The organism is Halomarina oriensis (assembly GCF_009791395.1).
Lineage (GTDB): Archaea > Halobacteriota > Halobacteria > Halobacteriales > Haloarculaceae > Halomarina > Halomarina oriensis.
In genome coordinates, this window is sequence record NZ_WSZK01000001.1 from 93,879 (window position 1) to 118,221 (window position 24,343).

The window sequence follows — 24,343 nt, forward strand, 5'->3', positions numbered from 1 at the left end:
GTCGTCGGTCGGCGGTTCAGAACTCGTAGCGGTCGCACAGGTCGTCGACGACCGACCGGGCGTCGTCGTTCGCGTCGCCGTCCGGTTTCACCGGTTCCTTTCCCATGTACACCTCCTGAATCGTGCCGATGGACTCGGCGAGACACTCCAGGCCGTAGCCACCCTCCAGCACGTAGCCCAGTGCGACGTCGTGGTCGTCGGCGAACGCCCGACAGCGCTGGGCGAGCAGGCCGTAGCCCTCCGTCGAGACGCGCATCCGCGAGATGGGGTCGCGCTCGTGGGCGTCGAAGCCCGCACTGACGAGGAAGAGGTCGGGGTCCTGCCGCTCGATGGCGGGGAAGACGGCCCGTTCGAGCGCGTCGACGTACTCGGCGTCGCCGCTCCCGGCAGGGTACGGCAGGTTCATCGTCGCCAGTTCGCCGTCGCCCTCGCCGGTCTCGTCGACTGCGCCGGTGCCCGGATAGAGGCCGTCTTCGTGGATGGAGGCGTAGAACACGTCGCCGCGGTCGTAGAAGATGTCCTGCGTGCCGTTGCCGTGGTGGACGTCCCAGTCGAGGATGGCGACGCCGTCCGCCCCGGCGTCGAGGGCGGCCTGGGCTGCGACGGCGACGTTGTTGAAGAAACAAAAGCCCATCGCGTCGTCGTAGACGGCGTGGTGGCCCGGCGGTCGGCCGAGCGAGAACGGCGCGTCGTTGCCGTCCGCCCCGTCGAGCGCTTCCTCGGCGACCCACTGGGCCGCACCCGCGCTTGCCAGGGCGGCGTCCCACGTCGCCTCGACGGCGACTGTGTCGGCGTCCCACGAGCCGCCACCGTCGGCACAGAACTCCTCGACAGAGGCGACGTAGTCGGCGTCGTGGACGGCTTCGACGGCCGCGACGCTGGCGTCGTCGGAGTCCGCGTACTCGACGCCGTGGAGGCGTGCCAGCGCGCGTCGAATCGCACGAAGGCGGTCCGGCCGCTCGGGGTGGCGCGGCCCGGTGTCGTGGTCCAGACAGACCTCCCGGTAGGCGAACCTCATCCGGGTGGGAAGTACGCGTCGAGTTCGAAGTACGCCTCGATGTCCTCGGCGATGACCGTCCGCCGGTCGGCGTGGCGTGCGAGCACCGCGGCGGCCGCCGCGACGTCCTCGGCGTAGGTTTCGAGGACGCCAGCCAGCGCGATTCGGGCGTCCATCGACACGCGATAGCGGTCGTCGATGTCGAGACGGGCGATACGGTCGATGGGGGCGATGGGCAGGTCCGGTCCGTCGGCCGCCGGGTCGACCGTCGCGTCCCCGTCGTCGTCGACGCTCCCGCCGTCGGCGCTCGGGCCCGCGAAGTCCTCGGCCATCAGCGTCTTGCGACCGTCGGCGGTCGCTCGCTGGGCGGCCTCGGTTGCGAGCGCTGCCCCGCGCTCCTGGATTCGTCGTGCGAGCGTTTCGGCAGCGTCCGCGCTCACCCGGAGTTCCCCCGCGTTCCGCCGGATTATCGCGTCCACCGGCGCGAACGGAAGCTCGACGCTCATACCGTGTGACGGGAGTGTTGCGGGCATAAGCGTTCCGCGTGCGTAGACGACGACCGCCACCCCCGTCGGCGACAGCGACCGTCGCCCTCGCCGCGTGAGTCGTTCACGAACCACCACAAGAGGCTTGAGCGACCGGCGGAACCCCCGTACATGGACGACCGTGTCGAGACGGCACTCTCCCGTGCCTTCCCCGACCGGGCGGTCACCGACGTCGGGACGACCGGCCCGTCGTGGAACCACCTGAACGAGACGGTCCGTGTCACGTTCGCCGCCGCCGACCCGGTCTACCTGAAGGTCACCAGCGACGACGCCGCTCGGATCGCCCGCGAACGAGCGGTCGTCGAGTACGTCGGTGCGAACCGTGCCCTCCCGGTTCCGACCGTCCTCGCCTGCGACACCGACGGGACGGTTCCGTACCTCGTCACCGAACCCGTCGACGGCCCGACGCTGGTCGAGCCGTGGTCCGAAGCGACCGACGACGAGCGTGCGACGCTCGCTCGACAGGTCGGGACCTCGCTCGCACGACTCCACGAGGGGCGCTTCGGGCAGGCGGGCCACGTCCTCGGTGGCGACGCCGACGGTCTCGACCTCGACACCGCGCCGTGGAGCGACGTGCTGACCGACTGGGTCGCGTGGTATCGCGGCTACAGCCCCTCCGAGCGCTTCGACCACCACTTCGACGCGGTGCTCGACGCCGTCGAAGCGACCCGCGAGGCGCTCGACGCCGCGCCCGCCGCGCTCCTCCACACGGACACCGCCACGCCGAACTGTTTCGTCGGCGCGGAGGGGGTCGGCTTCCTCGACTGGGAGATCGCCCTCGTCGGCGATCCCGCCTGGGACCTCACCCGTGGTCGTCACTACCTCGTCGGCGTCCGCGACGACGCCCCCGAGCGTGTCGTCGAAGCGTTCTTCGACGGGTACCGCGAGACGGCCGACGGGCTTCCGACGGGCTATCACGAGCGCGTCCCCGTCTACCGCGCGGTCTGGCTGCTCAGCTGGTCGGGGTTCTTCGAGAACTACCTCGACTTCGTCGAGGAGTCGCCGGCGGAACTCGCCAGGTGGGTCGAGACGACGATGGAGCACCGTCTGGCCGACCTCGCGTAGGGTCGCGTCGGGACCCCGTCGCCACCGCTCAGAAGACCTCGTCGGCGTCCAGTCTCCCGTCGACGAGTCGGCCGCGAACCGTTACCTCCTGCCCGAGTCGGACGTCCGCGTCCGTCTCGACGGTGAGCGTCTCCGAGCCGTCGTCGAGCATCACGGGGTCGCCCGTCTGGACGACCGTCCCGGTGAACTCCGTGGGGCCGTCGGTGGCGTCGGCCTCGGTCGCTGGTGTCTCACTCGCCTCCGCCGTCGCCCCCGTCTCGGCGTCCTCGGCCGCGTCCGACGTGTCCGACGCGAACGCCGAGAGGCCGGTCGACTGCTGGTCGCTGGCGCTACTCCCCGTTCCGTTGGTCGTCGCGCCGTCCGTGGCGTCGCCGGCGTCGGTCGCCCCGGCGTCGAGGACCGACACCGTCGACCGCCACCCGGCCGAGGCTTCGAGGTCGTCCTGCCAGCCGTCTTTGACCTCGACGTCGGCGAACAGCACCTCGTCGCCCGGCCCGATGTCGACGTCGGCCTTCTCGCCCCACATCGCCACCCGAATATCGCCGGTCTTGTCCTGGACGCGGACGTTCCGGACCTGCCCCTCGGAGCCGTCGTCACGGTCGAACGTCCGCTTGGGGTCCGCAGACCGGATGACGCCCGCGATGTCGACGGTGTCGCCCAGCTCCAGGTCGGCGACGTTCGTCGTCTCCGGGACGTAGCTGACCTCGTCGTTCGTCTCCTTGATGGCCCCGCGCTCCCCGACGTGGAGTTCGAGCGTCCCGTCGCGGTCACGGACGTAGCCGTCGACGATTTCGACCGAGATACCCTCCGAGAGCGCCTCGACGGTGTCGGCCTGTTCGTCCCACATCGTCACGCGGACGCGGCCCGTCTCGTCGCCCAACACGAGGTTCGACACCCTCCCCTCGGAGCCGTCGTTGCGGTCGAACGTCCGGACGGGTTCGACGCCGAGGACCTTCCCCCGGACGCTCACGTCGCTCTGCCCCAGTGAGAGCGACTCGATGGTCCCCTCCTCGGCGAGGTCGACGTCGATGTCGGCGTCCTGGTCGCCCTCGACGCGACTCGCCGACACCTCCAGTCCGCTGTAGCCCTCCTTCGGCCGGCCCTTGATGCGCAGGACGTCGCCCGCGTGGAGTTCCTCCTCGGCCGCGGCGGCGTCCTGGTCCCAGAGGGCGACCCGGACGCGACCGGTCTCGTCGGCGACCTCCAGGTTCAGCACCTGTCCCTCGCCGTCGTCACGCTCGAACGTCCGGATGTCGCCGACGCTGACGACCTTGGCGAGGAACTTCACCTCCTCCATCCCGGCGTCGATGTCGGCGATACCGTTGATCTCGTCCTCGCTCAGTTCGTGGGCGATGAGCATCGCCGCGGTCTCCTCGTCGGCCAGTCCGTCCATCTGTTCGACCTTCTCCAGCACCGCCTCGCGGAACTCCTCCTCCGAGACGTCGGTTTCGAGGTCGGCGTAGACATCCTCGATTGCTCCCATTGGTTCGGTCATGGCAAGTGGGCTGTTAATCGTTGTCGGTCCGTCGGACATGGCGGGGCTGGTCGCGGCTTCGGTCTTGAATCTACGTGCGCCGTGCGAACGCCGAGCACCCGCCGGACGAACCGTAACCGTCTTACGTACCTCGCCGGTAGCTGAAGATGAGTCCTGGTAGGGTAGTGGACTATCCTCTTGGCTTGCGGAGCCAGGGACCGGAGTTCAAATCTCCGTCAGGACGTTTCTGCGAGGCGCTACGTGACGAGCGAAGCGAGGAGCCAGCGCCTCGTGAAACGCCACCGAGGAGACTCTGAACAGCGAGCGACCAGCGGGAGCGAGTGAGTTCAAATCTCCGTCAGGGCGCGAACGATGAGGCGAGTCGCTCACCTCATCGTTCGCGCCCTGACGTGCCTCACGCTCGTTGTGTCACCGGAACGCGGAGCGTTCCGGTTTCCAGCGGGAGCGAAGCTCCCGCGCGGCTCGCGTGAGACTCCGTCAGGACGTACCGACAGTCGGAACGTCGCTACTGGGGTTCTCTCGTTCGCACACGCCGAGCGGTGAGCGTTCGCTACTCGCCGGTCATCGGGTAGAGCACCCGACCGACGTACGACTGGGCGACTTCGCCGTCGGTTTTGACGGTGTCGATACGGGTCCGGACGACGCCGATGCCTTCGCGCCACGGCTCCTTGCTCAGGATTTCGACGTCGATGGAGAGCACGTCGCCGGGGCGGACGGGGTTCGGCCAGCGCAGTTCGTCGACGCCGACCGCACCCATCGCGCCGGAGTCCTCGAGGATGCCGTCGACGACCAGTCGCATCGTGGCGCTCGCGGTGTGCCACCCGCTGGCGACGAGGCCGCCGAACAGCGAGCTTTCGGCCGCTTCCTCGTCGGTGTGGAACGGCTGTGGGTCGTACTGCTCGGCGAACGTCAGTATCTCCTCGCGGGTCATCTCGTACTCGCCGTGGGTCGTCGTCGCGCCGACTTCGACCGCCTCGTAGGTTGAGAACACACCTGTCTCTCCGGGCGGGCCACCGTAAGCGTTCGTGGGAGCACGCTCCCGGCCGCTCTCGTCGCTTCCGGTCGGGGGTGACGGGATACCTTTCCGTCTGGCTCCCCATGGCGGCGTATGGACCGCACCGAGCGCTACCTCCGTGCGGGACTCGCACTCTACACCGCGGGCGAGTACCACGCGGCCCACGACCCGTGGGAACATCGCTGGCTCGAACTCGGGGCGGACGACGCCGAGACGGGTGGGGCGGACTCCCCGGACCGTCGCCTGCTCCAGGGGCTCATCCAGACGGCGGCGGCCATCCACCACGCCCGAACGGGCAACTGGGAGGGGGCGAGCGGACTCGCCGAGAGCGCTCGGGGGTATCTCGGTGGTCTCGGCGCGACCCACCGCGACGTGTCGCTCGACCCCGTCCGGACGTTCCTCGCAACCGTCGCCGTCACGCCCGAGGCCGCCGAACGTGACGACCCGGTCGCCATCGACTTCGACGGGACGCCCGTCGACGCGGCCACCGAGGGGTTCGAGACGGTCGCACTCTGTGTCGAGGCACTCGTCGAGGAGTACGATCTCGACGAGGCGACGGTCGGGCGAGCCATCGAGTACGGGCGGGCGGACCTCGACGACGGGCGTGCGAGCAGTCCGTTCGTCTCGTTGCTCGTCGACCTGGTCGGTGGTGGGAACCGGGCGCTCGTCGTGAAACGCCTCGGTGACCACGTCGACCGACGCGAGCACCGCGAGTCGGGCGTCGAGGGTCTGTTCGACGTGGAGTGACGACAGGGCCCTGGACAGTCTCAGTCGTGCTCGGCGGAGTCGTCCTGTGGCTGGTAGCCGAGGATGTCGCGCGCCCGCTCGATGGAGTAGTACTTCCGGTCGTTGTCTGCCTCCGGGGGTGCCCCCTCCGGCAGACGGGTCGGTTCGGACCAATCAATGACGGACGCCACACCGAACCAGACTGCACCGACCCACCACCCAACCCTCGAACCCCTGTCCCCTGCAGAGGGGAGGTCACTCTACCTCGAATCCCGGAGCGACGAACTGGCCGACCGTTCTCTCGAACTCCACGAGAAACACATCACGTCGTTCGTCACATGGTGTCGGGAGAACGGTATCGAGAACATGAACGAGGTGACCGCCCGGAGTGTCCACGAGTACCGGCTCTCCATCCGGGAGGGGTTCGCACAATCCACCCTGAGCATCTACCTCAGTACTGTCCGCCAGTTCGTGCGATTCTGTGAGAGTATCGACGGGGTGGGGGGTGGGGTAGCGGAGAAAATCGTCCTCCCCGACCGGGACCGGACTGCCCGTTCAGAGACCCTCGAAGCGGACGACGCTACTGCCATCCTCTCGTACCTCCGGAAGTACCACTACGGGAGTCGCACACACGCTCTCATGGCCCTGTTATGGCATACAGGGATTCGGACGGGAACCGTCCAAGCCCTCGATGTGAGCGACCACCAGCACGAACGTGAACGTCTTCGGGTTCGACACCGACCCGAGACAGACACCCCCCTGAAGAATGGCGAGAACGCCGAACGGTACATCGCTCTCTCCGCAGAGGTGAGTGAGATACTCGCGGACTACGTGAGCGAGGTCCGTCACAGTGTGACCGACGAATATGACCGGGAACCCCTGTTCACGAGCAAGGGGGGTCGGCCCTCAAAGAACACCATCCGACGGAACATCTACGCGGCCACCCGTCCCTGTTCGACAGGTCGGGGGTGTCCTCACAACAGAGACCCCGATACGTGTGAAGCGGCGGGTCGGACGAACGCGGCCTCGAAGTGCCTCTCTACGGTATCCGGTCACCCTGTCCGCCGGGGGGCCATCACCCACCACCTCCGGCAAGACGTGCCTGAGAAGGTCGTGAGCGACCGGATGAACGTATCTCAGTCGATTCTCGAACGGCACTACGACCAACGCACGGAGGACGAGAAAACAGAACAGCGCCGTCAGTTCCTTTCCAACATTTGACCAAGAGGGGGCCTGACCCTCCGAGGGACCTGAAACGTGGGAACGCCGCCGCCACCCCTGGGGGTACCCTGGTGGTACCTGTGGGCCATATGGTCTGGTCTTTCTCTCATGTCGGGGATTGGTGGGGTGGGGGGTCAGACCATTTAGCAATTTCTTGGTGGTGGATTTCCCACTGGGCTTGAGAATTTGTCAGGGGGTACCCACCCAACACCCAACGAAAGGTCAAATTCTGTGGTAGTTGTTGGCCAACCTTGGCATTCCGCTAAAGGTGGTTTAGAGAGGCCGCACTTTCTACGAGGGTCATTGGTCAGCCACGCTAGATAAATCGATTTGCGGCGCTCTCAGATACTTTAGAGAGGATGCCAAGTTCCTCCAACACTCTCGCAATTCTCGTTTCGCACACTTCTGGCCCAACTCCAGGGGGTGCCCCCACCAGTCGGGGTCCGGTGGGTCCCCACCTGTCCGGGGAGCGTGGGAAGCGCCCCCGTCCCTCCGAGGGACGGTATGGGGGTACCCCCATCCAGTAAGATGGATTGTAATAGTACCACAATAGAGGACCTGAAGCGCCTTCTCACGTGTAAGGATTAGTTGTACGGTTAGCGGTTAGAATACCAACCCATCAATATAGCGCCCGCCCCCACACGCGCGAGGCCTTGCCTTGGATTGGGTGGGTGGGTAGGGGGAGGGGTGTCTGCCTACCACTCCCCCCACCCTACTGGTCCTTCATTCACTGTCGCTGGTGTCTGTAGCCCGACCAAGACGCCATCTAAAGTGTCTGAGTGCCTCGTAGAGCCATCGCCCACATCGTTCCGAAGAGACCCTCTGACACATGAGGGTGACGCTCAAAACGCCGCTCACGGAAACCCATCAACGGGGGGTCAAATCCAGAATAATAGCGCCGGGGGTAACTTTCCCTGCACCCCCTTGTGGTGGGTTTGGTCTCAAAACCGGGGGTAGGTGGGGATGAGGTTCTGTCTCAGAGATACCCCCCGATTGAAGATGGTGGGCAGTACTGAATTATCAATCAAATGTAATATTTCTAGGTCCTCACCCCTCGACTCACTCCGATACCAAAACCCACCGACTGCGCGGCACTCCTCGTATCCCGACCCCCCGACTTGGGGTATCGCGAGTGAACCCACCGTACCCGAAGTGGCCGACCACCGATAGAACAATAGTCACCGAATAATACAGGTCAAGATATCTGACCAAACGCCATGTCAGGTGAATTCGGAGAAGCAGTGGAAGCGATTGTAGCCATCGGGTTCGGCGGCCTCATCTTGGTGATGTTGGCCCCACACCTGGGGGGGTACGTGTCCGTGGACTTGGCGGCGTGGGGGGTACTCTACCTGCTCGCCGCCTTGTTCGGTGGTATCGCGTTCATCATGGTGGCGTTTCGTGCGCTGGTCGGGTGACCTGAGACCATGCAAAACACGCTAAGTTCGCTGTTCGACGCGACCGCCAGTAGCGACGACGGGGTTCCCGACGAGTCGATTCTCAACGTCTTGCGAAGGAGTGACGAAAAGGTCCTCAAAACGAGTGAGATTGCCGACCCCCTCCCAATCAAGCAGGGTTGGACCAGTGACCGACTGAAGACGCTGGAGGGGGAGGGGCGGGTTCATTCAAAGAAGGCCGGTTCGGGGAGAGTGTGGTGGTTGGATGATTCGGAGCCCACCCACCCTGTCGCTGAAGGCTTTGAGGACGTCCGTTGGTGGGTCTCGTTGCTGAGTAACGTGGGTACCAACGTCGCCAAGATGGGGGTGGGGGTATTGGTCCTCAGTGGGATGCTTCTGATTCCCATCTTCGCACTATTTGCCGCCCCCACCTGGGAATTCGGGATGCTCACCACTGAGAACCTTGTGACTGTCGCGTTGGTTGGCGCGATTGATGGGGGGTTGTTCCTGGTGGTGGGGGGTGGTTTCAAGCTCGGGGGTGCCCTCCTCCAGCGAAAGTTCTTGATAGAGTAGCTGGCCGCCTTCTCACCCGAAAGAACTAGGTTCTCGGGGCTACCACTACGAGTGAACCGACCGAAGACGGCGACTTCCCTACACGGTATGTAGGACTACGAAACACGACCATCGAAGACCAGGGTTGAATACGCTGACACGATTATCGTAAAATGGCCGTAACAGGTCAGTCGTGCTCGGCGGAGTCGTCCTGTGGCTGGTATCCGAGGACGTCGCGCGCCCGCTCGATGGAGTAGTACTTCCGGTCGTTGTCGGAGATGCCGTAGACGATCTCGTAGCGGTAGTCGGCGCGGATACAGCGGTCGAACAGGTGGGCACAGTCGCGGTAGGAGAGCCACATCGCCTGTCCGCGCTCGTAGTCGACGGGCGGGTGGCCTTTCGTCAGGTTGCCGATGCGGACGTTGACCACGGAGAGGCCGTGCATGTCGTGGTAGTAGCGGCCCAGCGTCTCGCCGGCGGCCTTCGAGACGCCGTAGACGTTCTTGGGGCGGGGGAGTTCGGAGCCGTCGAGGCGGTAGTCGCTCTCGGTGCGGTAGATGTGGGGTTTGCGGTCGGTCTCGTAGGCCCCGACGGCGTGGTTCGAGGAGGCGAACGCCACCTTCTCGACGCCCTGCTCGACGGCGGCCTCGTAGACGGCGTGGGTGCCGTCGATGTTGTTGGCGAGTACGGAGTCCCAGGGGGCTTCGGGTCGGGGGTCGCCCGCGAGGTGGACGACGACGTCGATGTCCTCCATCGCGGACTGGAGGGCTTCTTCGTCGGTGATGTCGGCGACGTAGTACTCGTAGTCGGCGAGGTCGCCCGTCGGTGGTTCGCGGTCGAGCAGTCGCCAGTCGTGGTCCGCGCCGATACCGCCGAGGATGGCAGTCCCGACCCGACCGGCCGCCCCCGTGAGTAAGACCCGCGCCATGTACTGGGAGAGTAGTGAGTGGGTGTGATGAAAGAAGCGATTCCCACGAGGGGGCGACCGCGAGTGAGCGAGTTCACCCGTCTCCCCCGCTCACTTCCCGTCGAGCAGTTCGAGGACCGTCTCCCGAAGCGCGTCCGAATCCTCGGCGACGGCGTCGGCACCGTCGATGGCCGTCGTCGCCTCGTCGCGCTGGAACCGGACGACGGTCGCTCCCGCGGCGTCGGCGGCCCGCACACCGCTGACCGAGTCCTCGACGACGACACACGCCTCGGGGGCGACGCCGACCTGCGCGGCCGCGTGTTCGTAGATGCCAGGTGCGGGCTTGCCGGGGCCGTCGATATCCTCGGCGCTGACGACGGTGTCGAGCGGTTCGAGGCCGAAGCGGTCGACGACGGTCCGAATCCAGTCGTGTGGGGCCGACGAGACGATACCCACCCGCAGGGCTCGGCGACGGCCCTCGGCGAACAGTTCGCCGACGCCGGGGGTCAGACTCACTCGTTCGCCGTAGACGCCGACGGCGTGCTCGTCGAACCGGGCAGCGTAGTGACCGACGCCGTTCGGGAGGTCGTAGGCCTCGACCAACTCGCCGAGACTCTCGTGGTAGTTTCGGCCCGTCACGTCGTCGAGCGTGGGCGTCCCGCGCCGGGCGTCGGCGAACACCTCCTCGCGCCAGAAGCGGTTCCAGTGGCGCTCGGAGTCGACGAGCACGCCGTCCATGTCGAACAGCACCGCACGAAATCGGCTCACTGGGGAGTGCTCGTCTCGAGAACGCAAGGTCGTTCCGGCGGCGGTGACCGGTGTGGAGAACCGTATCGAGCGGTCGGCGAGAGCGGCGACCGGTCTACTGCTTGGATTCGAGGCGGGCGAACGCGAGCGACCCGGAGACGTTGTCGATGTACGCCTCGACGATGTCGCCCTCCTGTGCGCCGGGAACGAAGACGGTGTACTCGCCGCGTTCGGCGACGCCGTCGCCCTTCCGGCCCGTCGAGGTGATCTCGAGCGTGTAGGTCTTCCCCTCCTCGATGGCGTCGTGTTGCTGTTGCTGCTGGCTGGAGCGACGCTGTTTGGAGACGGGGCGGAACGCACCGCAGGCGTCACAGCGGAGCATCGGCGTGCGGTCCTCGGTGACGAGGCGGGTGTCGGGGAGGCCACACTCGCCACAGATGACGTACGTCTCGACGTAGGACTCGATGGTGGCGTCGAAGTCAGACCCGCTGAAACTGCCGTTGTAGCGGCCGACACCCTCTTCGAGCTTCCCGTTGGTGCCGAGTTCGCGCTGGACGAACCGGTGGACGTGGTCGGTCTCACGCGAGAGCGTGTCGGCGACGTCGTCGAGGTTGGTCAGTCGGGTGAACGCGCCGTCTTTCTGCGCCTCGGCGTCGGGGACGGAGAGTCGCTCGCCGCTAGAATCGATGTCCGGAACGTTCTCTATCGCCCGGTCGAGGGATGATTCGTAGTCCATAGGGGCCGAAGGTGACTCGGCCGTAAACCGATTGCGTGTTGGACGTTGGCGTATCGACAGGTGTCTCGGGGCGTCTCGCGGCCGAATCGCTCCCGCCCGCCACGCTGGGGGACGTGACTCGTCGGTCTTTTAGGCGGAGCGACGAAACCGCCGAGTATGGACCCCACGGACGCCGAAGCCGCCTGCTTCGAGGCGGGTATCAAGTTCGGCACCCTGTACCACCAGTTCGCCGGCACCCCCGTCAGTCCCGGGAGCGCGGCGAGCCTCGAACGTGCGATGGCCGAAGCCATCGAGAACCAGCCGTTCTGTGCGGACTGTTCGGTCGACATCCTCGACGACGAACTCGATACGACCCACGACTACACCGAACTGACGGGCGAGTACATGGAGGTCAGCATGCGTATCGAGTACGGAGAGGAGGTCGTCCACACCGAGATGGCGATGGAAGACGGCTACCCGCTGATGCGCGTCGTCGACGTGGTCTCGCGGTAGCCGTCCCACCGCCGGCGTCACCGGCCGGCGTCGGCCGCTGTGGGTCTCCCGCGAACAGCCACGAGCGAGTTCGAGACACGACCGTTCACTTTCACTTTCGGGCGGGTACTTATACTCACAGCTAGCAAACCCCGTGCCATGAGCCAGTCCGCTCTCGACGACGACGAACTGTTCGGCGAGGCCGCCAGCGAGATGCGTGCCGACGTCGAGAAACACCTCGACGCCGCCCGCGAAGAACTCCCCGAACCGGCCGCCATCTGGGAGGTCGAGGCCGAGAACACGCTCGGCGTGCTCAACGCTCTCCGCGGGGCACTCGACGTGGGGGACGCCGAACAGCACCTCCGGGACGCTCGCAAGTGGTACACGATGGGCCAGCGGGCGGACGCGTTCGAGGACGCCGACGACCTCGAAGCGGAACTGGAGACGCTCAGCGAGACGATGGAGGACATCGTCGCCGCCCGCGAGCAGGTCGGCGAACTCGCCAGCACCGTCCCACAGCTCCGTGGACTGCTTGACGACCTCCACGAGGCCGAGGCGGCCGAGGCGGACGACGCCGAGGAGGAAGCGGCGGACGAAGGCGACGAGGACGAGGACGAGGAAACCGAGGAGTAGAACTGCCTCGCGGTCCTCGCCGCGGTTCGTCCACGGTCCCCGACTCGCGTCGTGTCCCGGTCAGCGTTCTTCGACGACGGTCACCAGTTCACGGAGCGCTGTCGCCGCCCCCGCCAGCAGCGCCTCGCCCGCCTCGGCGTCGCCGGCCGTTGGGTCGCCCACCACACCGTTCTCGGCGAACTCGTCGCTGTCGTACGCGAGGTCGACGCCCGCGACCCACTCCCCCCACCGCTCGGCGGCGTGCTCGCGGGCCTCCTCGAGTCGGCCCTCACGCACGAGGTCCGGAGCGACGTGGCGCAACAGCGCGGTCTCTCTCGCCCCGGCGTGGCCCATCGGGAGGTCGCTCGCCACGCTGTCGAACCACGTGAACGGGAGCGTGTAGGCCACCTCGTCGCGGCTGAGTCGCCCACAGACCTCCCGGAGGGCGGCGACGTTCCCGCCGTGGCCGTTGACCACGACCACCCGGTCGACGCCGTGGTGGGCGAGACTCGTCACGACGTCGTGGACGTACGCCCGGAAGGTGTCCTCGCGGACCCACAGCGTCCCGGCGAACGCGCGGTGCTCCTCGGAGACGCCGACCGGTATCGTCGGTGCGACGAGCACCTCACCGTCGTACGCCTCGGCGGCGGCGTCCGCGACGGCCGCCGCGGCGAGGTGGTCGGTCCCGAGCGGTGCGTGCGGGCCGTGCTGTTCGGTGCTGCCGACCGGGAGGAGCGCGACGTCCGCGTCGTACGCCTCGACGTCCGTCCAGGTGTGTGCGGCGAGGTCCATACGAACCGCTCCGTGCGCGCCGTCTTCAATCGGGCGGCCGGCCGTGACGGGCAGGCCACAGCGCTTTGTCGCGGCCGCGTCTCGGGGGCGACCATGAGCGACGACGACCGTACCCACGGCGTGACGTTCGAGGACTTCGACCCGGAGGACGTCGATTACCCCATCTCGACCGCCGACCTCCGCGAGGAACACGGCGACGTGACCCTCGACATGCAGGGCGAGGAGACGACCCTCGGCGAGGTGCTGGCGGGCTACGACGACGAGTTGCAGGACGTCGAAGCGCTCCGCGAAGCCGTGATGACGATGCTCCCCGACGACGCCGTCGGCCGCGAGGACTACTCCGACCGCGGCACCGAGGAGGGAAGCGGGCAGGAAGCGGACGAGGAGTCGCTGTAGGGCGTCCTCGACGCTCCACTCGGTGACAATCGGACGTCGTGTCTACGTGCGTCTCTCGGCCGCTAGCACGGCTTGCCGGTTTTGTTAGACCCGTGGCACGGGTCTAACGATTCGTCTCATTGAATCTATTCAAACAGTCCGGCTGCCAGAATGCATATGTTTGAGGAATCGATGGCTGATATAATGGGTAGAGAATCGATTATTTTGACGGTCATCGGGTTCCTTTTGAGCGTCATCGCCCTCGAACCAGCGACCAGTGTGGGCGGTGTTTTGGGCGCGTATGTGGCTTTTATGGTATTCACACTGACTATCGTACTCCCTCTGTACGTAGGCTATCAGATTTACGAGGCGCTCGAAGAAGGACGGTCTGAGTAGTAGGCAGTCAACGATTCCTGATGTGGTCGTTAGACTCACGCTCTCTGTCTAACGGCTGATTCGAGGATGTGAATCTCGACAATAACCACCATAGCGTCCGCGTGAGCGAAGCGAGCGCGGTTCACCGCGAGACGCGCGAAGCGCGTCGAGTGGCCTTTTTCGTCGAGGGTTTTGCGCCGAGCGGTGACGCGGAGCGTCACCCGAGGCGTAAAACGGTCGTTAGTCGTCGTCGCTACTCGTCCGTGCCTGCCGTTGCTGGGCACGTTCGATGAACTCCTCGGGCAGTTCGTCGATTTCGCCGGCCTGCACGCCCCAGAGGTGGGCGTAGAGGTCGTCGTTGCCGAGCAGTTCCTCGTGGCTGCCGCGTTCGGCGATCTTCCCGTCTTCGAGGACGACGATCTGGTCGGCGTCCTTGATGGTCGAGAGGCGGTGGGCGATGGAGAAGGTGGTGCGCTCTTCGGTCAGTTGGTCGAGCGAGCGCTGGATGAGCATCTCCGTCTCGGTGTCGACGTCGCTCGTGGCCTCGTCCAGCACGAGGATTTCGGGGTCTTTGAGGATGGCCCGTGCGATGGAGAGGCGCTGACGCTGGCCGCCCGAGAGTTTCACGCCGCGTTCGCCGACTTCGGTGTCGTAGCCCTCGGGCAGGTTCTCGATGAAGTCGTGGGCCTCGGCGGCCTTGGCGGCTTCGACGACCTCCTCGCGGGAGGCGTCGAACGTCCCGTAGGAGACGTTCTCCTCGACGGTGCCGTAGAAGAGGAACGTGTCCTGAGAGACGTAGCCGATGTTCTGCCGGAGACTCGGGATGGTGACGTCCCGCAGGTCCTGGCCGTCGATGGTGATGGCCCCCTCGTCGACGTCGTACATCCGGAGCAGGAGTTTGAGGACGGTCGACTTCCCCGCTCCCGTCGGGCCGACGAGTGCGAGCGTCTCGCCGCCGTCGACGTGGAACGAGACGTCCTCGACGATGGTCTCTTCCTCGTCGTAGCCGAACGTGACGTCGTCGTAGACGACTTCGCCGTCACCGACGACGAGTCCGTCGGCGTCGGGGTCCTCGACGATGCGCGAGGGTTCGTCCATCAGTCCGAAGATGCGTGAACTGGAGGCGTACGCCCGCTGGTACATGTTGATGATCTGCCCGAACTGCGCCATCGGCCAGATGAACCGCTGGGTGAACAGCACGAAGCCGACGAACTCACCGGAGCTGAGGGACCCGGTGAATATCCACGGGGCGGCACCGGTCTCCGCGTAGACGAGGACCCACCAGCCACCGACGAGAAACGTGCTGACGAAGCCGACGCCGGCCATCACACGCAGGCTGGGGAAGAACTTGATACGGGTGCCGATGGCGTCCCAGTTGGCGTCGAAGTAGTCCTGTGAGACGTCGTCGACGCGGTCGGACTCGAAGTTCTCGGTGTTCGACGTCTTGATGACCTGGACCCCACCGAGGTTGTTCTCCAGACGGGAGTTCATGTTCCCGACCGACGACCGGACGTCGGCGTACTTCGGCTGAATCGCCTGGATGAACTTGTAGGTGAAAAAGCCGATGAGCGGCACGACCGAGAGCGTGATGACGGCGAGCTGCCAGTTCCAGTAGAGCAGGATGCCGGCGATGCCGACGACCATCACACCCAGCCGAAAGGCCGAGTTCATCCCGTCGTTGAGGAACCGTTCGAGGCGGTTGACGTCGTTCGAGAGGATGGACATCATCTCGCCGGTCTGTTTCTCGGCGAAGAAGTCCATGTTCAACCGCTGCATCTTGTCGTAGGTGTCGGTCCGGATGTCGTGTTGGATGTTCTGTGCGAAGGAGTTCCACCCCCAGTTTCGGGTCCAGTGGAACGCCGCCCCGCCGAAGAAGGCGAGCGCGATGAGCCCGACCGAAAGTATCAGTTGATTGACTGGTTCGGTCGGGAGCCAGCTATCGGGGACGAACAGCAGCGAGAACGGCCGCTCATTCCTGAAGATGGCGTCGATAGCGACGGTCAGCAGGACGATGGGGAGCAGGTCGAGGACGCGGGCCGTGATACTGGAGAGGAGGCCCACGAGGAACGCGAAGCGGTTCTCCGCGCCGTACTCCGCGAACAGCCGGCGCATCGGGTTCTCCGCGTTCTCCCGTTGTTCCTCGAACGGGTCGTCGTCGTCAGCGGTGATGCCCATTAGAGACTGAATACTTGTTCAGGACTCAAAAGGGTTGGCAAACCGACTCACGGCACCGCTACTGAGGGGCGTCAACACGGCTCACACTGTCGGCTCGACGGTCGGTGTGTTCGCGTCCCGGTCGGGCCTCGCGGTTCAGGCCGCGCAGGTCGTCTCGTAGCCCGTCGCGTCCAGACAGTCGCCGACAGAGACGTCGTGGCGCGTCGTCCAGTCGGCGGGCAGTTCGAGGACGTACTTCCCCTCGCCGCTGTAGCGCAGCGACTCGCCGTCCTGCCCCTCGACGGGCGCTTCGGCGTGGTGGACGGTCGTGATCGTCCCGTTGGCGCTCACGAACACGATGTCGATGTCGAAGGACATCCCCCGCATGACGAACGTCCGCGAGTCGGCGTCCGCGTGGACGAACCACATCCCCTCGCCGTCGCTCAGGTTCTCGGTGTAGCTCAACCCGGCGTACCGCGAGACTCGGTCGTCGGCGACGCGAGCGTCGACGCTCCCGAGCCGCTCGCCGTCGTCGCCGTCGTACGCGGTGACGGTGGTCCGGTCGTACTCCGTCGGTGGGCCGAGGACACCGACCGCGAGCACCGGGTAGAGGGCGTAGCCGAGAAGCAGGACGGCGACGAGACCGACGACTGCGACGAGAATCGCCGAACTCCGCTGGCTCATACCGGGTGGAGGCGAGTGCGTGGCGTAAGCGTTCCGTCGTCCGGTGTCGGAGTCACTCGCGTTGTCGCCCCTCGAAGTCGGTGTTCAGGAGCTTCAGCCGCTCGATACGGTCGGCGGTCGAGGGGTGGGTCGCCGTCGCCGCCCCGCCGAACCCGTGGGGGAGGAGACAGAGTCCCGAGACGGCGAGCGAGCGGGCGTCCGCGGCGGGTTCGCCGTCCGTGTCGAGCGCCCGAAGCGCCCCGGCGAGCGCCGCGGGACTCCCGACGGCGAGCGCACCGGCCCGGTCGGCGGCGAACTCGCGGTCGTGCGCGAGGCGTTCGCCGAGGTAGACGACGGGGGCGGCGGCGAGGCCGAGGAGGACACCGCCGAAGAGGACGACGAACAGCGTGAGGACGACCGCGCCGGCGAGCGACCCACCGGGCGCACCCGTCGCGGCGGCGGCGAGCGCCCCGCCACCGAGCACCGCGACGATGGCGAGGAAGCTCACCGAGGTGGGGACGCCACGCGGCGTGACGGCGTCGAGCAGCGAGTACTCGCCGCGGGCGACGGCGGGGAGGAACGTCGCGAGCGTCATCACCGTCGCGTCGCGGTTCTTGACGTGTGCGAGTTCGTGGGCGAGCACCGCGTCGAGTTGGGCGTCGTCGAGTCGCTCCAGGAGGCCCGTCGAGACGACGACGGTCGCGTCGCGCGTGCCACCGACGGCGAAGCTGTTGGCCATCTCCGTCTCGGCGACGGCGACTGCCGGGACGGCGACGTCGGCCTGCGCCGCGAGGCGCGTGATACGGGCGTGGAGGTCCGGGTGCTCGCGGGGACCGACGACCTCGGCGTCGACCGCGTCGAGCGTCTCGCGGCGCGTGTAGCGGAGTTGGACCCAGAGGAACGCGGCGAGGGCGGGGAGACCGAACGCCAGCCACGCGACCGCTGGCGGGGCGCTGACACCGAGTGCGTCTCCGAGCATGCCGCCCAGCGGCGCGAGCCACGGCCGGACGAGGAGCGCCAACACGGCGACTGCGAGCGTGTCGACGACGAGAACGGCCGCGAGCGTGGCGACCATGCGACGGGTCAGGCTGGTGTCTCGTGTCGGGAGGGCATCCATAGTTTATTTGATGGACGCGAAACACATATATTTCCCGGAAAATAAGACTCGTTCCGTGTACGCACCCCGCCGCGCAGCCCTCCTCGCGCTGTGTGCGATCGCCGTGGTCCTGGCAGCGTCGCTGTTCCCTGCGACGGGACTCGGGACGTATCCGACCGACGTCTGGAGCGGTGCGCCCGGCGGCCCTCCACTGTTCGCCCCTGGCGAGCAACAACCGCTCCCGCAACCGGACCCACCAGCCAGCGAGGCGACCCCGACACCGACGCCGACCGAGACGCCCGAACCAGCCAACGACGCCGGTACCGACCCGCCAGCGTCGAGCGACGGCGGTGGTCTCGCCATCGTCCCCATCGCCGCCGTCGGTGGACTGCTCCTCGTGGTGGGTCTCCTCCTCAACCGCCTCGGCTACCGCCGCGAGGGGTTCTGGCTCGTCCACCCCTCCCTCCCCGACCTCCCGCCCGCGTTCGTCCAGCGGCTACTGAGTACCGTCCCCCGCGTGACGATGGGGTTCGTCGTCGGTCTCTCGGCGACGCTCCCACGACTCGTCGACGACACCGCGACCGTCCTCGGTGCGGCCGGTTCCGCCGCCTCGATGGTCGTCCGTGGCACCGCACGCGGCATGGCCGCGGCACTCGTGGCGCTCCCGACGCTGTTCACCAGCGGGTCGAGCGGTCTCGCGAGCGGCCTGGGGCGTGCGCTCGGCGCACTGCCGGGTGCGGTCTCCTCGCTCGGCGGCCAGACCAACCGCGACTGGTCCCGGACCCCGTCGACCGACGTGTCGGCCGCCGAGGCCGACCTGGTCCCGACCGACGACGACCGCGGCCCGCTCAGCGTCGAGGAGGCCTGGGCGGCCATGACCGACCGTGTCCCGATGCGTAACGGCGACGCCAAGACTCCCGGTCAGTACGCTCGCGCAGCGGTCCGTCGTGGCTTCCCCGCTCGCTCGGTGGGCACGCTCACCCGAGCGTTCGAGGAGATTCGGTACGGCGACCGGCCGAGCACCGACGACCGGGTCGACGCCGCCCGCGGTGCCTACGACGACATCGACGACGGGGGTGACGACGAGTGACCTCGCTCTCGCTCCCGCGACTGCCGCGACCCACGAGAGCGCACGTCCTCGTCTCGCTCGCCGTCGTCCTGCTCGTCGCGGTCGGCGTCGTCCTCGCCGCCCCGGACCGACTCGCCGACCTCTCCGTACTGGACGAGAGCGCCCAGGCCGTCGTCTCGCTCGCGGCACTGCTCGTCGGCGTGCTCGGACTGCTGTTCGTCCTCCGACTCCCGTCGCTCACCGAAGCGACCGACCCGCTCGATTTCGAGGACTCCGCGGCCGAGATCGGCCGTGGCGACCCGCTCGGTCACGACGTCGACGAGGCGCTCGACCGCTACAGCGAGGTCAACGAGTGGGAGCGAATCAAGGCCCGAAAGCTCGTTCAGGAACGCCTCATCCACGCTATCGTCCACGTCCTGGTCGAACGGGAGGGCGTCACCGAATCCGCGGCCTACCGTCAGATCTGGCGCGGGACGTGGACCGACGACCGGGTCGCCGCGGCGTTTCTCGCCAAAGACGACAACGTCGTCCTCCCGCTTCGGGTCCGACTGCAGGAGTGGCTCACCGGCGACCAGTTCGCACGCCACGCCCGTCGCGTCGTCGCAGTGCTCACCGAACGTCGAGCGGAACTCCGCGCCGAGGATGTCTCGGTCGCCCGCGAGTCCACGCGTGGCGGTGAGCGAACCGCCGCGGTTCGCATCACCGTCGACGGAGGCGAGCGATGAGCACGACGCTCGAGACCGACGCGTCGAGCGAGGCCGCCGAGTCGCTCCGAGACGCCTCCGTCGATGTCGGTGACGAGTCCGACGTCGAAACACCGGCCGACGAGCAGGTCACGACCTCCCGTGAGGTGACCGTCGACACCCGCGCCGTCGACCGGTGGTCCTCGGGCATCGTCCTCGCGCTGTTCGCCGGAGCGACCGGGGTCACACTGGAGAACCCGGTCGTCTTCCTCGGGGCCGTCGTCGGTCTGGCCTACGCCTGTTTCGGCTACGTCACGCGCCCACCACCGCTCGACCTCGCGGTCGAGCGGACGGTGTCGGCGGCCGCGCCGTTGCCCGGCGACCGGGTCGGCGTCACGCTCGCCGTGACGAACGAGGGTGACCGACCCATCGCCGACCTGCGCATCGTCGACGGCGTTCCGGGTGCGCTCCCGGTCGCCGACGGCGAGTCACGCGCCTGTGTGAGCCTCCGGGCCGGTGAGACGACGGTGCTGACCTACGAACTCCCGGCCCGCCGTGGCGAACATCGGTTCTCGGGGCCACGACTCGTCGCCCGGAACGCCAGTGGAACGGTCCGCCGGGCGGTGACGGCGACCGTCGAGTCGTCGATAACCGTCGACACGACGCTGGAGACGCCGACGCTCCACGGCCAGACGCTGCCGTACCCCGGTCAGACGGCGACCGACGACGGTGGCGAGGGCGTCGAGTTCTACAGTACGCGCCAGTACGCCCGTGGCGATCCGATGAACCGTATCGACTGGAAGCGCTACGCCCGGACGAACGAACTGTCGACGGTCTCGTTCCGCGAGGACGAGGCGACGAGCGTCACCGTCATCGTCGACGACCGCGAGGCGGCACAGGTCGCCCGCGAACCCGACGGCGAGACGGGTGCGGCGCTCGGTCGTCACGCCGCCGTCCGCATCGCGGTCGGCCTGCTCGACCGGAACGACCGTGTCGGGGTCGCCTCGCTCGGCGCGGGGAGCTACGTCACGCCGTCGACCGGCCGCGAGCAGCGCGCTCGCATCACTCGTTTCCTCGACGACCCTCGGGGCCTCCACGACCGACCGGGCGTGCTCACCGACGTCTGTAACGGCGAGGTCGACCGACTCTGTGGCCACCTCGACCGTCGCTCGCGGGTCGTCGTCTGTACACCGCTGGCCGACGACTCGCTGGTGGCGATGACGAAGACGCTGACGGCCCGTGGCCACGCGGTGACGGTCATCACCCCCGACATGACTCCCGACACGACTGGCGGCGACCTGGCACGTATCGAGCGGTCGAAACGCGTCGACGACCTTCGACGCGGCGGCGTCCGACTGGTCGAGTGGTCGCCCGACGACGCACTCGCGGTTGCGATGGCACGCGCCGAACGGCGGTGGTCCGCGTGAGCGACACCGCGGCCGCCCGGCCGAACCGCTTTGGCGCACGGGTGACGGTCGGTATCGCCGGTCTCCTGGCCCTCGCCATGAGCTACGCGGTCGGTGTCGGCGTGCAGGCGCTCGTCGCCCTCGTCGGTGCCCTGAGTCTCTCGTGGGCCGTCGGCACCCCCGACGGCGCGTCGGTCGGTCGCCGTACATTGGCGAGTGTCGCCACGCTCGGCGGCATCGGTGCGCTCGCGCTCGGTGTCGGCCACACGTACCCGCCCGTCCAGACGACGGTGGTCGGTGCGGGCAGCGCCGCAGTGCTCGCGCTCGGCGTCTCGCTCGGTGCGCGGTCGCTCTCGGAGTCGCGGTTCCCGGCGGTGCTCCAGTCGTGTGTGCTCGCGCTGGTCGCGCTCGTCGCCCTCTCGATTCTGTTCAACCCGGCGGCGCTCGCCGTCGCTGGCGTCGGCCTCGTCGTGCTGTGGAACGCCGCCACCGCGACGCCGTTTCTCGCGCTGGTCGCGCTTCAGGGTGCGGCCATCGCGCTGTTGGCGATGCTCCCGCCGACGACCCGGACGCTCGAACGCTGGCTTCCCGGCCGCGAGTCGGTGCCGCCGCGCCGCCTCGCCGAGTCCGGACTCTCGTTCGACGACATCCGCTCGGCCCCCCGGTGGCTCGTGGTCGCGTTCGTCGCCGAGGTGTACGTCGCGCTGTTCGTCCCGACGCTGCTCGACTGGGTGTTCGCACAGCTCTCCATCCTCGGGACCGTCCTGGCGGCGATTCTCGAATCGGGGGTCGTCCTCGCCGTTCTGCTGTTCGGCATCGTGCTCTGTGGCATCGTCCTCGTCGGCCGCCTGCTCCAGCGGGCCGCGGTCGCGGTCGGTGACCAGGACCCGGCGGGCGTCGCGGCCGACGCCGCCGGTGGCGTCGTCGCCCCGGTTCTCGGTGCGGTCTGGCTCACCACGCTCTCGCCGGCCACTCTCGAACCCATCGCCGTGCTCCTCGGTGGTTTCGGGAGCGTCGGTCTCGTCGCGCTCGTTCTGGTCGTCATCACGCTCGGCGTGTTCGTCGTCTGGGACTTCCTCACGCTCCGGCCGACCGACGCGGGTCTCGTCTCGCTGTCGGGCCACGGCTTCGCCGCGATGCTGTTCGGCGTCGTCGTGCTGGTCGTCGCCGAGCAGAGCGCCCCGGCACTGTTGGTGTTCGCCGGCTTCGCCGGCATCCTGCTGGTCCGTGACGGTGGTGAGTACGCGACGACACTCGGTCGGGAACTCCCCGGTGTCGACGGTCGACAGGGTGTGCTCGCGCACACGACGGCGAGCGTACTGGTCGGCGTCGGTGCCATCGTCGTCGCCATGCTGACCGTCTTCGTCGTCGGGCCGGCCACGTCGGTTCCCGCCGGTGTCGGGACCGTCGCGCTGGCGCTGGCGCTCCTCGCTATCGTCGCACTCGTCGCCGCCGAGGCCTGACCCGGCGAGTGTCGCAAGCGTTATTCACCGCCGTCGGAATGTGGGGACGAGGGCTCGTGGTCTAGCTGGTCATGACGCGGCCTTTACAAGGCTGAGGTCGGTGGTTCGAATCCGCCCGAGCCCACTTTTCTCCGTGAACCACTCGCCGGCGAGTTGATATCCTCGTGAGACCATCTATGCTGTATGCGCACAGGAACCACGACACTACTGAGCGACAGCCTCGTCAGCACCGCTCGGGCCGGTATCGGCGACACCCTCCGGAGTGTCATCTACTTCACGCCGGTGACGTTCGAGGTGCTCTACCTCCGGAAGGACCTCTACGACGACGAGGCGGCCGCCCGTGAGGTGAAGGGTCGTCTGGTGGACGTCGAGCGCTCGGGGTTCGTCGACGGCTCCGCGTACTCCTCGCTCGGGCCCGGTGGGACGGACGGGCCGACGTTCGGCGAGTACGAGTTCACCCTCCGGGTCTTCCGGGACGGGTTCGTCAGCCGTGTCATCGTCGGTGACCACGGTGTCCTCCTGACGACCGACGAGGTGGACGTCGGGGACTTCGAGGAGGTCGCGGTCACGCTCCGAAAGCTCCTCGCGTAGTCGGGTGGCCGCGCAGAGTCAGATACCGCCGACCGTGCTACGGTACTCGGTGACGTGTTCGAGCGCGGCTTCCACGTGTGGGGTCGCTTCGTCGTCGCTCCCGGCGAGTTCGCGCAGGACGTTCATGTGGCGGTCGAGTCGACCCTGGTCGGGGCCTCGCTCGCGGTCCGCGAGGGTCGTGAGCGCCTCGGCCTGTCCCTCGATTCGCTCGCGGCGTTCGCCGTCGGCGTGGCTGGCGGCTGTTTCGAGTTCCGCTGCTGCGTCGGTGAGTGCTGTGCGACTCATGGCGGCGCTACGACACCCGAGATAAAATCCCTGTGGCCGGGTGGCGGTCGACCCGTGGTCGCGCTACGGCGGCGAGAGGTCGGTGTCGGAGAGTCGGTTTCGCAGTCGTTCGCCGTCGACGACCGAGACCTTGGTCTTCGCCGTCGCGTCGTGGGTCCGCTCGTCCACGTCGTCCGGGTGGACCAGCGCGGCGCGGTCCGCGCCGCTCATCCCGCGTGCGTAGTCCAGTCTGTCGACGCTTCCGGGCGTGACCGACGTCCCGGCCGTCGTCACCGAGACGACCGTCGTCCGTGTCGACCGGAGGAGTCGGTCCTTCCGGGCGACCACCGCGACGTCCCCCTCGGCGTTCGGTGCGGCCCACTCGACGTCGTACCCTTCCGCGGCGTAGAGGTCGAACACCGTCTGTTCGAGCGCTGACCGGTCGAACGTACTCAGATCGACCGTCCACCAGGACGTCCCGCCGCCCCCGTCGTCGTCGCTCCCCGTTGACATGCGCTGATACATCGTGTACTGTGACATAAACGTTACTTCGTTCGTGAAAGTCGGCCCGGCGTCGACAGAACCGTGCGATGACGTGACAGACCTACACAATTATTAAGGGGGTCCCCTCGAATGCTGGTAGTACGCAACACCCCACGGTGCATTCCAGATGAAGTCCCACATCGCCCACGCACTCGCTGACCAGGTCAGCGACGCGTACGGCGAGGGCGGGATGGTCTGGAACCGTGGTTGCACTCGGTCCACCCCGTTCGCGTAACCCGGACGGCACTTCCCGTCCGGCCGTGCGTCGGAAGGGGGTGTGACCGAGTGTCCTTCTCTCTCCCGACTCCACGCCGGACGGAGTGTCACGTCTCTCCGACACTCCGGATACGTGAGTGGTGGACCGCGTCCGCGTGGACGTGGCCACA

Annotated in this window: 27 protein-coding genes, 2 tRNA genes and 1 pseudogene; 16 read left to right on the plus strand and 14 right to left on the minus strand. The window is 67.3% G+C overall.

Going from position 1 to position 24,343, the window contains the following annotated elements; all coding sequences use genetic code 11:
• Nucleotides 1-16: 16 nt before the first annotated feature.
• Together GQS65_RS00500 and GQS65_RS00505 are read right to left on the minus strand one after the other, a co-directional pair.
• Complete coding sequence (locus tag GQS65_RS00500) at nucleotides 17-1,018, minus strand: histone deacetylase family protein (RefSeq protein ID WP_158202710.1); 1,002 nt, start codon at nucleotides 1,016-1,018, stop codon at nucleotides 17-19.
• Nucleotides 1,015-1,503, minus strand: coding sequence for a histone (locus GQS65_RS00505; RefSeq protein ID WP_158202711.1), 489 nt, complete (start codon nucleotides 1,501-1,503; stop codon nucleotides 1,015-1,017). Before GQS65_RS00505 ends, GQS65_RS00500 begins: the two co-directional genes overlap by 4 nt.
• A 150-nt stretch (nucleotides 1,504-1,653) precedes the next feature.
• On the opposite strand from GQS65_RS00505, the gene GQS65_RS00510 reads away from it, so the two are divergent.
• Nucleotides 1,654-2,607 (plus strand): phosphotransferase family protein, encoded by a 954-nt coding sequence (locus GQS65_RS00510; RefSeq protein ID WP_158202712.1) that lies wholly within the window; start codon nucleotides 1,654-1,656, stop codon nucleotides 2,605-2,607.
• A gap of 28 nt (nucleotides 2,608-2,635) precedes the next feature.
• Here the strand turns inward: GQS65_RS00510 and GQS65_RS00515 are convergent, their stop codons facing one another.
• The gene (locus GQS65_RS00515; protein WP_158202713.1) at nucleotides 2,636-4,090 is read right to left on the minus strand and encodes a single-stranded DNA binding protein; all 1,455 of its coding nucleotides are present in this window, start codon (nucleotides 4,088-4,090) and stop codon (nucleotides 2,636-2,638) included.
• 162 nt (nucleotides 4,091-4,252) lie between these two features.
• On the opposite strand from GQS65_RS00515, the gene GQS65_RS00520 reads away from it, so the two are divergent.
• A tRNA-Arg gene (locus GQS65_RS00520) sits at nucleotides 4,253-4,325 on the plus strand.
• A gap of 327 nt (nucleotides 4,326-4,652) precedes the next feature.
• On the opposite strand, the gene GQS65_RS21510 is transcribed toward GQS65_RS00520, so the two are convergent.
• Nucleotides 4,653-5,033, minus strand: coding sequence for a MaoC family dehydratase (locus tag GQS65_RS21510; protein ID WP_233264966.1), 381 nt, complete (start codon nucleotides 5,031-5,033; stop codon nucleotides 4,653-4,655).
• Nucleotides 5,034-5,210: 177 nt separating this feature from the next.
• On the opposite strand from GQS65_RS21510, the gene GQS65_RS00530 reads away from it, so the two are divergent.
• Nucleotides 5,211-5,864 (plus strand): DUF309 domain-containing protein, encoded by a 654-nt coding sequence (locus GQS65_RS00530; protein ID WP_158202715.1) that lies wholly within the window; start codon nucleotides 5,211-5,213, stop codon nucleotides 5,862-5,864.
• A 20-nt stretch (nucleotides 5,865-5,884) separates the two neighbouring features.
• On the opposite strand, the pseudogene GQS65_RS00535 reads toward GQS65_RS00530, so the two are convergent.
• A pseudogene (locus GQS65_RS00535) lies at nucleotides 5,885-5,974 on the minus strand (NAD(P)-dependent oxidoreductase); the annotation flags it as partial.
• 46 nt (nucleotides 5,975-6,020) lie between these two features.
• Here GQS65_RS00535 and GQS65_RS00540 point away from each other — a divergent pair.
• The 3 genes from GQS65_RS00540 (at nucleotide 6,021) to GQS65_RS21285 (ending at nucleotide 9,031) form a co-directional block, all read left to right on the plus strand.
• The gene (locus GQS65_RS00540) at nucleotides 6,021-7,064 is read left to right on the plus strand and encodes a tyrosine-type recombinase/integrase (RefSeq protein WP_158202716.1); all 1,044 of its coding nucleotides are present in this window, start codon (nucleotides 6,021-6,023) and stop codon (nucleotides 7,062-7,064) included.
• A gap of 1,217 nt (nucleotides 7,065-8,281) precedes the next feature.
• Entirely contained in the window at nucleotides 8,282-8,479 is a 198-nt protein-coding gene (locus tag GQS65_RS00545) for a hypothetical protein (protein WP_158202717.1), read from the plus strand.
• 9 nt (nucleotides 8,480-8,488) lie between these two features.
• On the plus strand, nucleotides 8,489-9,031 hold the full coding sequence (locus GQS65_RS21285; protein ID WP_199268371.1) for a hypothetical protein: 543 nt from the start codon (nucleotides 8,489-8,491) through the stop codon (nucleotides 9,029-9,031).
• Nucleotides 9,032-9,197: 166 nt separating this feature from the next.
• On the opposite strand, the gene azf is transcribed toward GQS65_RS21285, so the two are convergent.
• The 3 genes from azf to GQS65_RS00565 form a co-directional block, all read right to left on the minus strand.
• A complete protein-coding gene (gene azf / locus GQS65_RS00555; RefSeq protein WP_158202718.1) occupies nucleotides 9,198-9,938 on the minus strand; it encodes an NAD-dependent glucose-6-phosphate dehydrogenase Azf in 741 nt (246 codons plus the stop codon).
• A 90-nt stretch (nucleotides 9,939-10,028) separates the two neighbouring features.
• Nucleotides 10,029-10,685, minus strand: coding sequence for an HAD family hydrolase (locus GQS65_RS00560; protein ID WP_158202719.1), 657 nt, complete (start codon nucleotides 10,683-10,685; stop codon nucleotides 10,029-10,031).
• A 94-nt stretch (nucleotides 10,686-10,779) separates the two neighbouring features.
• Nucleotides 10,780-11,400 carry a translation initiation factor IF-2 subunit beta gene (locus GQS65_RS00565; protein ID WP_158202720.1) on the minus strand — a complete coding sequence of 207 codons (621 nt, stop codon included), beginning with the start codon at nucleotides 11,398-11,400 and terminating at the stop codon, nucleotides 10,780-10,782.
• A 156-nt stretch (nucleotides 11,401-11,556) separates the two neighbouring features.
• On the opposite strand from GQS65_RS00565, the gene GQS65_RS00570 reads away from it, so the two are divergent.
• The gene (locus GQS65_RS00570; protein ID WP_158202721.1) at nucleotides 11,557-11,892 is read left to right on the plus strand and encodes a dihydroneopterin aldolase family protein; all 336 of its coding nucleotides are present in this window, start codon (nucleotides 11,557-11,559) and stop codon (nucleotides 11,890-11,892) included.
• Nucleotides 11,893-12,030: 138 nt separating this feature from the next.
• Nucleotides 12,031-12,504: a DUF5790 family protein gene (locus GQS65_RS00575; protein ID WP_158202722.1), complete on the plus strand. Its 474-nt coding sequence runs from the start codon at nucleotides 12,031-12,033 to the stop codon at nucleotides 12,502-12,504.
• Nucleotides 12,505-12,564: 60 nt separating this feature from the next.
• On the opposite strand, the gene GQS65_RS00580 is transcribed toward GQS65_RS00575, so the two are convergent.
• Complete coding sequence (locus GQS65_RS00580; RefSeq protein WP_158202723.1) at nucleotides 12,565-13,275, minus strand: creatininase family protein; 711 nt, start codon at nucleotides 13,273-13,275, stop codon at nucleotides 12,565-12,567.
• Nucleotides 13,276-13,368: 93 nt separating this feature from the next.
• Here GQS65_RS00580 and GQS65_RS00585 point away from each other — a divergent pair, with 93 nt between their 5' ends.
• Together GQS65_RS00585 and GQS65_RS00590 are read left to right on the plus strand one after the other, a co-directional pair.
• On the plus strand, nucleotides 13,369-13,671 hold the full coding sequence (locus tag GQS65_RS00585; RefSeq protein ID WP_158202724.1) for a DUF5789 family protein: 303 nt from the start codon (nucleotides 13,369-13,371) through the stop codon (nucleotides 13,669-13,671).
• Between the two features lie 156 nt (nucleotides 13,672-13,827).
• Nucleotides 13,828-14,046, plus strand: coding sequence for a hypothetical protein (locus GQS65_RS00590; protein WP_158202725.1), 219 nt, complete (start codon nucleotides 13,828-13,830; stop codon nucleotides 14,044-14,046).
• A 219-nt stretch (nucleotides 14,047-14,265) separates the two neighbouring features.
• Here the strand turns inward: GQS65_RS00590 and GQS65_RS00595 are convergent, their stop codons facing one another.
• The 3 genes from GQS65_RS00595 to GQS65_RS00605 form a co-directional block, all read right to left on the minus strand.
• Nucleotides 14,266-16,200: an ABC transporter ATP-binding protein gene (locus GQS65_RS00595; protein WP_158202726.1), complete on the minus strand. Its 1,935-nt coding sequence runs from the start codon at nucleotides 16,198-16,200 to the stop codon at nucleotides 14,266-14,268.
• 135 nt (nucleotides 16,201-16,335) lie between these two features.
• Nucleotides 16,336-16,863 (minus strand): DUF192 domain-containing protein, encoded by a 528-nt coding sequence (locus GQS65_RS00600; protein ID WP_158202727.1) that lies wholly within the window; start codon nucleotides 16,861-16,863, stop codon nucleotides 16,336-16,338.
• Between the two features lie 52 nt (nucleotides 16,864-16,915).
• Nucleotides 16,916-17,959 (minus strand): M48 family metalloprotease, encoded by a 1,044-nt coding sequence (locus GQS65_RS00605; RefSeq protein ID WP_233264956.1) that lies wholly within the window; start codon nucleotides 17,957-17,959, stop codon nucleotides 16,916-16,918.
• 55 nt (nucleotides 17,960-18,014) lie between these two features.
• On the opposite strand from GQS65_RS00605, the gene GQS65_RS22030 reads away from it, so the two are divergent.
• The 6 genes from GQS65_RS22030 (at nucleotide 18,015) to GQS65_RS00635 (ending at nucleotide 23,150) form a co-directional block, all read left to right on the plus strand.
• A complete protein-coding gene (locus GQS65_RS22030) occupies nucleotides 18,015-19,028 on the plus strand; it encodes a DUF4129 domain-containing protein (protein ID WP_158202728.1) in 1,014 nt (337 codons plus the stop codon).
• A complete protein-coding gene (locus GQS65_RS00615; RefSeq protein ID WP_158202729.1) occupies nucleotides 19,025-19,732 on the plus strand; it encodes a DUF7269 family protein in 708 nt (235 codons plus the stop codon). The genes GQS65_RS22030 and GQS65_RS00615 overlap by 4 nt, the downstream gene beginning before the upstream one ends.
• On the plus strand, nucleotides 19,729-21,117 hold the full coding sequence (locus tag GQS65_RS00620) for a DUF58 domain-containing protein (RefSeq protein WP_158202730.1): 1,389 nt from the start codon (nucleotides 19,729-19,731) through the stop codon (nucleotides 21,115-21,117). The genes GQS65_RS00615 and GQS65_RS00620 overlap by 4 nt, the downstream gene beginning before the upstream one ends.
• Nucleotides 21,114-22,559, plus strand: coding sequence for a hypothetical protein (locus GQS65_RS00625; RefSeq protein WP_158202731.1), 1,446 nt, complete (start codon nucleotides 21,114-21,116; stop codon nucleotides 22,557-22,559). Before GQS65_RS00620 ends, GQS65_RS00625 begins: the two co-directional genes overlap by 4 nt.
• 50 nt (nucleotides 22,560-22,609) lie before the next feature.
• A tRNA-Val gene (locus GQS65_RS00630) sits at nucleotides 22,610-22,683 on the plus strand.
• Nucleotides 22,684-22,742: 59 nt separating this feature from the next.
• Nucleotides 22,743-23,150, plus strand: a complete 408-nt coding sequence (locus tag GQS65_RS00635; protein WP_158202732.1) for a DUF7522 family protein — start codon at nucleotides 22,743-22,745, stop codon at nucleotides 23,148-23,150.
• Between the two features lie 18 nt (nucleotides 23,151-23,168).
• Here the strand turns inward: GQS65_RS00635 and GQS65_RS00640 are convergent, their stop codons facing one another.
• Nucleotides 23,169-23,435, minus strand: coding sequence for a DUF7553 family protein (locus tag GQS65_RS00640; RefSeq protein WP_158202733.1), 267 nt, complete (start codon nucleotides 23,433-23,435; stop codon nucleotides 23,169-23,171).
• Nucleotides 23,436-23,498: 63 nt separating this feature from the next.
• Nucleotides 23,499-23,927 carry a restriction endonuclease gene (locus tag GQS65_RS00645; protein WP_158202734.1) on the minus strand — a complete coding sequence of 143 codons (429 nt, stop codon included), beginning with the start codon at nucleotides 23,925-23,927 and terminating at the stop codon, nucleotides 23,499-23,501.
• Between the last annotated feature and the right edge of the window lie 416 nt (nucleotides 23,928-24,343).

Coding starts and splice junctions, on each gene's coding strand:
- GQS65_RS00500 (WP_158202710.1), bottom strand. CDS start 1,018: ATGAGGTTCGCCTACCGGGAGGTCTGTCTGGACCACGACACCGGGCCG.
- GQS65_RS00505 (WP_158202711.1), bottom strand. CDS start 1,503: ATGAGCGTCGAGCTTCCGTTCGCGCCGGTGGACGCGATAATCCGGCGG.
- GQS65_RS00510 (WP_158202712.1), top strand. CDS start 1,654: ATGGACGACCGTGTCGAGACGGCACTCTCCCGTGCCTTCCCCGACCGG.
- GQS65_RS00515 (WP_158202713.1), bottom strand. CDS start 4,090: ATGGGAGCAATCGAGGATGTCTACGCCGACCTCGAAACCGACGTCTCG.
- GQS65_RS21510 (WP_233264966.1), bottom strand. CDS start 5,033: ATGACCCGCGAGGAGATACTGACGTTCGCCGAGCAGTACGACCCACAG.
- GQS65_RS00530 (WP_158202715.1), top strand. CDS start 5,211: ATGGACCGCACCGAGCGCTACCTCCGTGCGGGACTCGCACTCTACACC.
- GQS65_RS00540 (WP_158202716.1), top strand. CDS start 6,021: ATGACGGACGCCACACCGAACCAGACTGCACCGACCCACCACCCAACC.
- GQS65_RS00545 (WP_158202717.1), top strand. CDS start 8,282: ATGTCAGGTGAATTCGGAGAAGCAGTGGAAGCGATTGTAGCCATCGGG.
- GQS65_RS21285 (WP_199268371.1), top strand. CDS start 8,489: ATGCAAAACACGCTAAGTTCGCTGTTCGACGCGACCGCCAGTAGCGAC.
- azf (WP_158202718.1), bottom strand. CDS start 9,938: ATGGCGCGGGTCTTACTCACGGGGGCGGCCGGTCGGGTCGGGACTGCC.
- GQS65_RS00565 (WP_158202720.1), bottom strand. CDS start 11,400: ATGGACTACGAATCATCCCTCGACCGGGCGATAGAGAACGTTCCGGAC.
- GQS65_RS00570 (WP_158202721.1), top strand. CDS start 11,557: ATGGACCCCACGGACGCCGAAGCCGCCTGCTTCGAGGCGGGTATCAAG.
- GQS65_RS00575 (WP_158202722.1), top strand. CDS start 12,031: ATGAGCCAGTCCGCTCTCGACGACGACGAACTGTTCGGCGAGGCCGCC.
- GQS65_RS00580 (WP_158202723.1), bottom strand. CDS start 13,275: ATGGACCTCGCCGCACACACCTGGACGGACGTCGAGGCGTACGACGCG.
- GQS65_RS00585 (WP_158202724.1), top strand. CDS start 13,369: ATGAGCGACGACGACCGTACCCACGGCGTGACGTTCGAGGACTTCGAC.
- GQS65_RS00590 (WP_158202725.1), top strand. CDS start 13,828: ATGTTTGAGGAATCGATGGCTGATATAATGGGTAGAGAATCGATTATT.
- GQS65_RS00595 (WP_158202726.1), bottom strand. CDS start 16,200: ATGGGCATCACCGCTGACGACGACGACCCGTTCGAGGAACAACGGGAG.
- GQS65_RS00600 (WP_158202727.1), bottom strand. CDS start 16,863: ATGAGCCAGCGGAGTTCGGCGATTCTCGTCGCAGTCGTCGGTCTCGTC.
- GQS65_RS00605 (WP_233264956.1), bottom strand. CDS start 17,959: ATGGATGCCCTCCCGACACGAGACACCAGCCTGACCCGTCGCATGGTC.
- GQS65_RS00620 (WP_158202730.1), top strand. CDS start 19,729: ATGAGCACGACGCTCGAGACCGACGCGTCGAGCGAGGCCGCCGAGTCG.
- GQS65_RS00635 (WP_158202732.1), top strand. CDS start 22,743: ATGCGCACAGGAACCACGACACTACTGAGCGACAGCCTCGTCAGCACC.
- GQS65_RS00640 (WP_158202733.1), bottom strand. CDS start 23,435: ATGAGTCGCACAGCACTCACCGACGCAGCAGCGGAACTCGAAACAGCC.
- GQS65_RS00645 (WP_158202734.1), bottom strand. CDS start 23,927: ATGTCAACGGGGAGCGACGACGACGGGGGCGGCGGGACGTCCTGGTGG.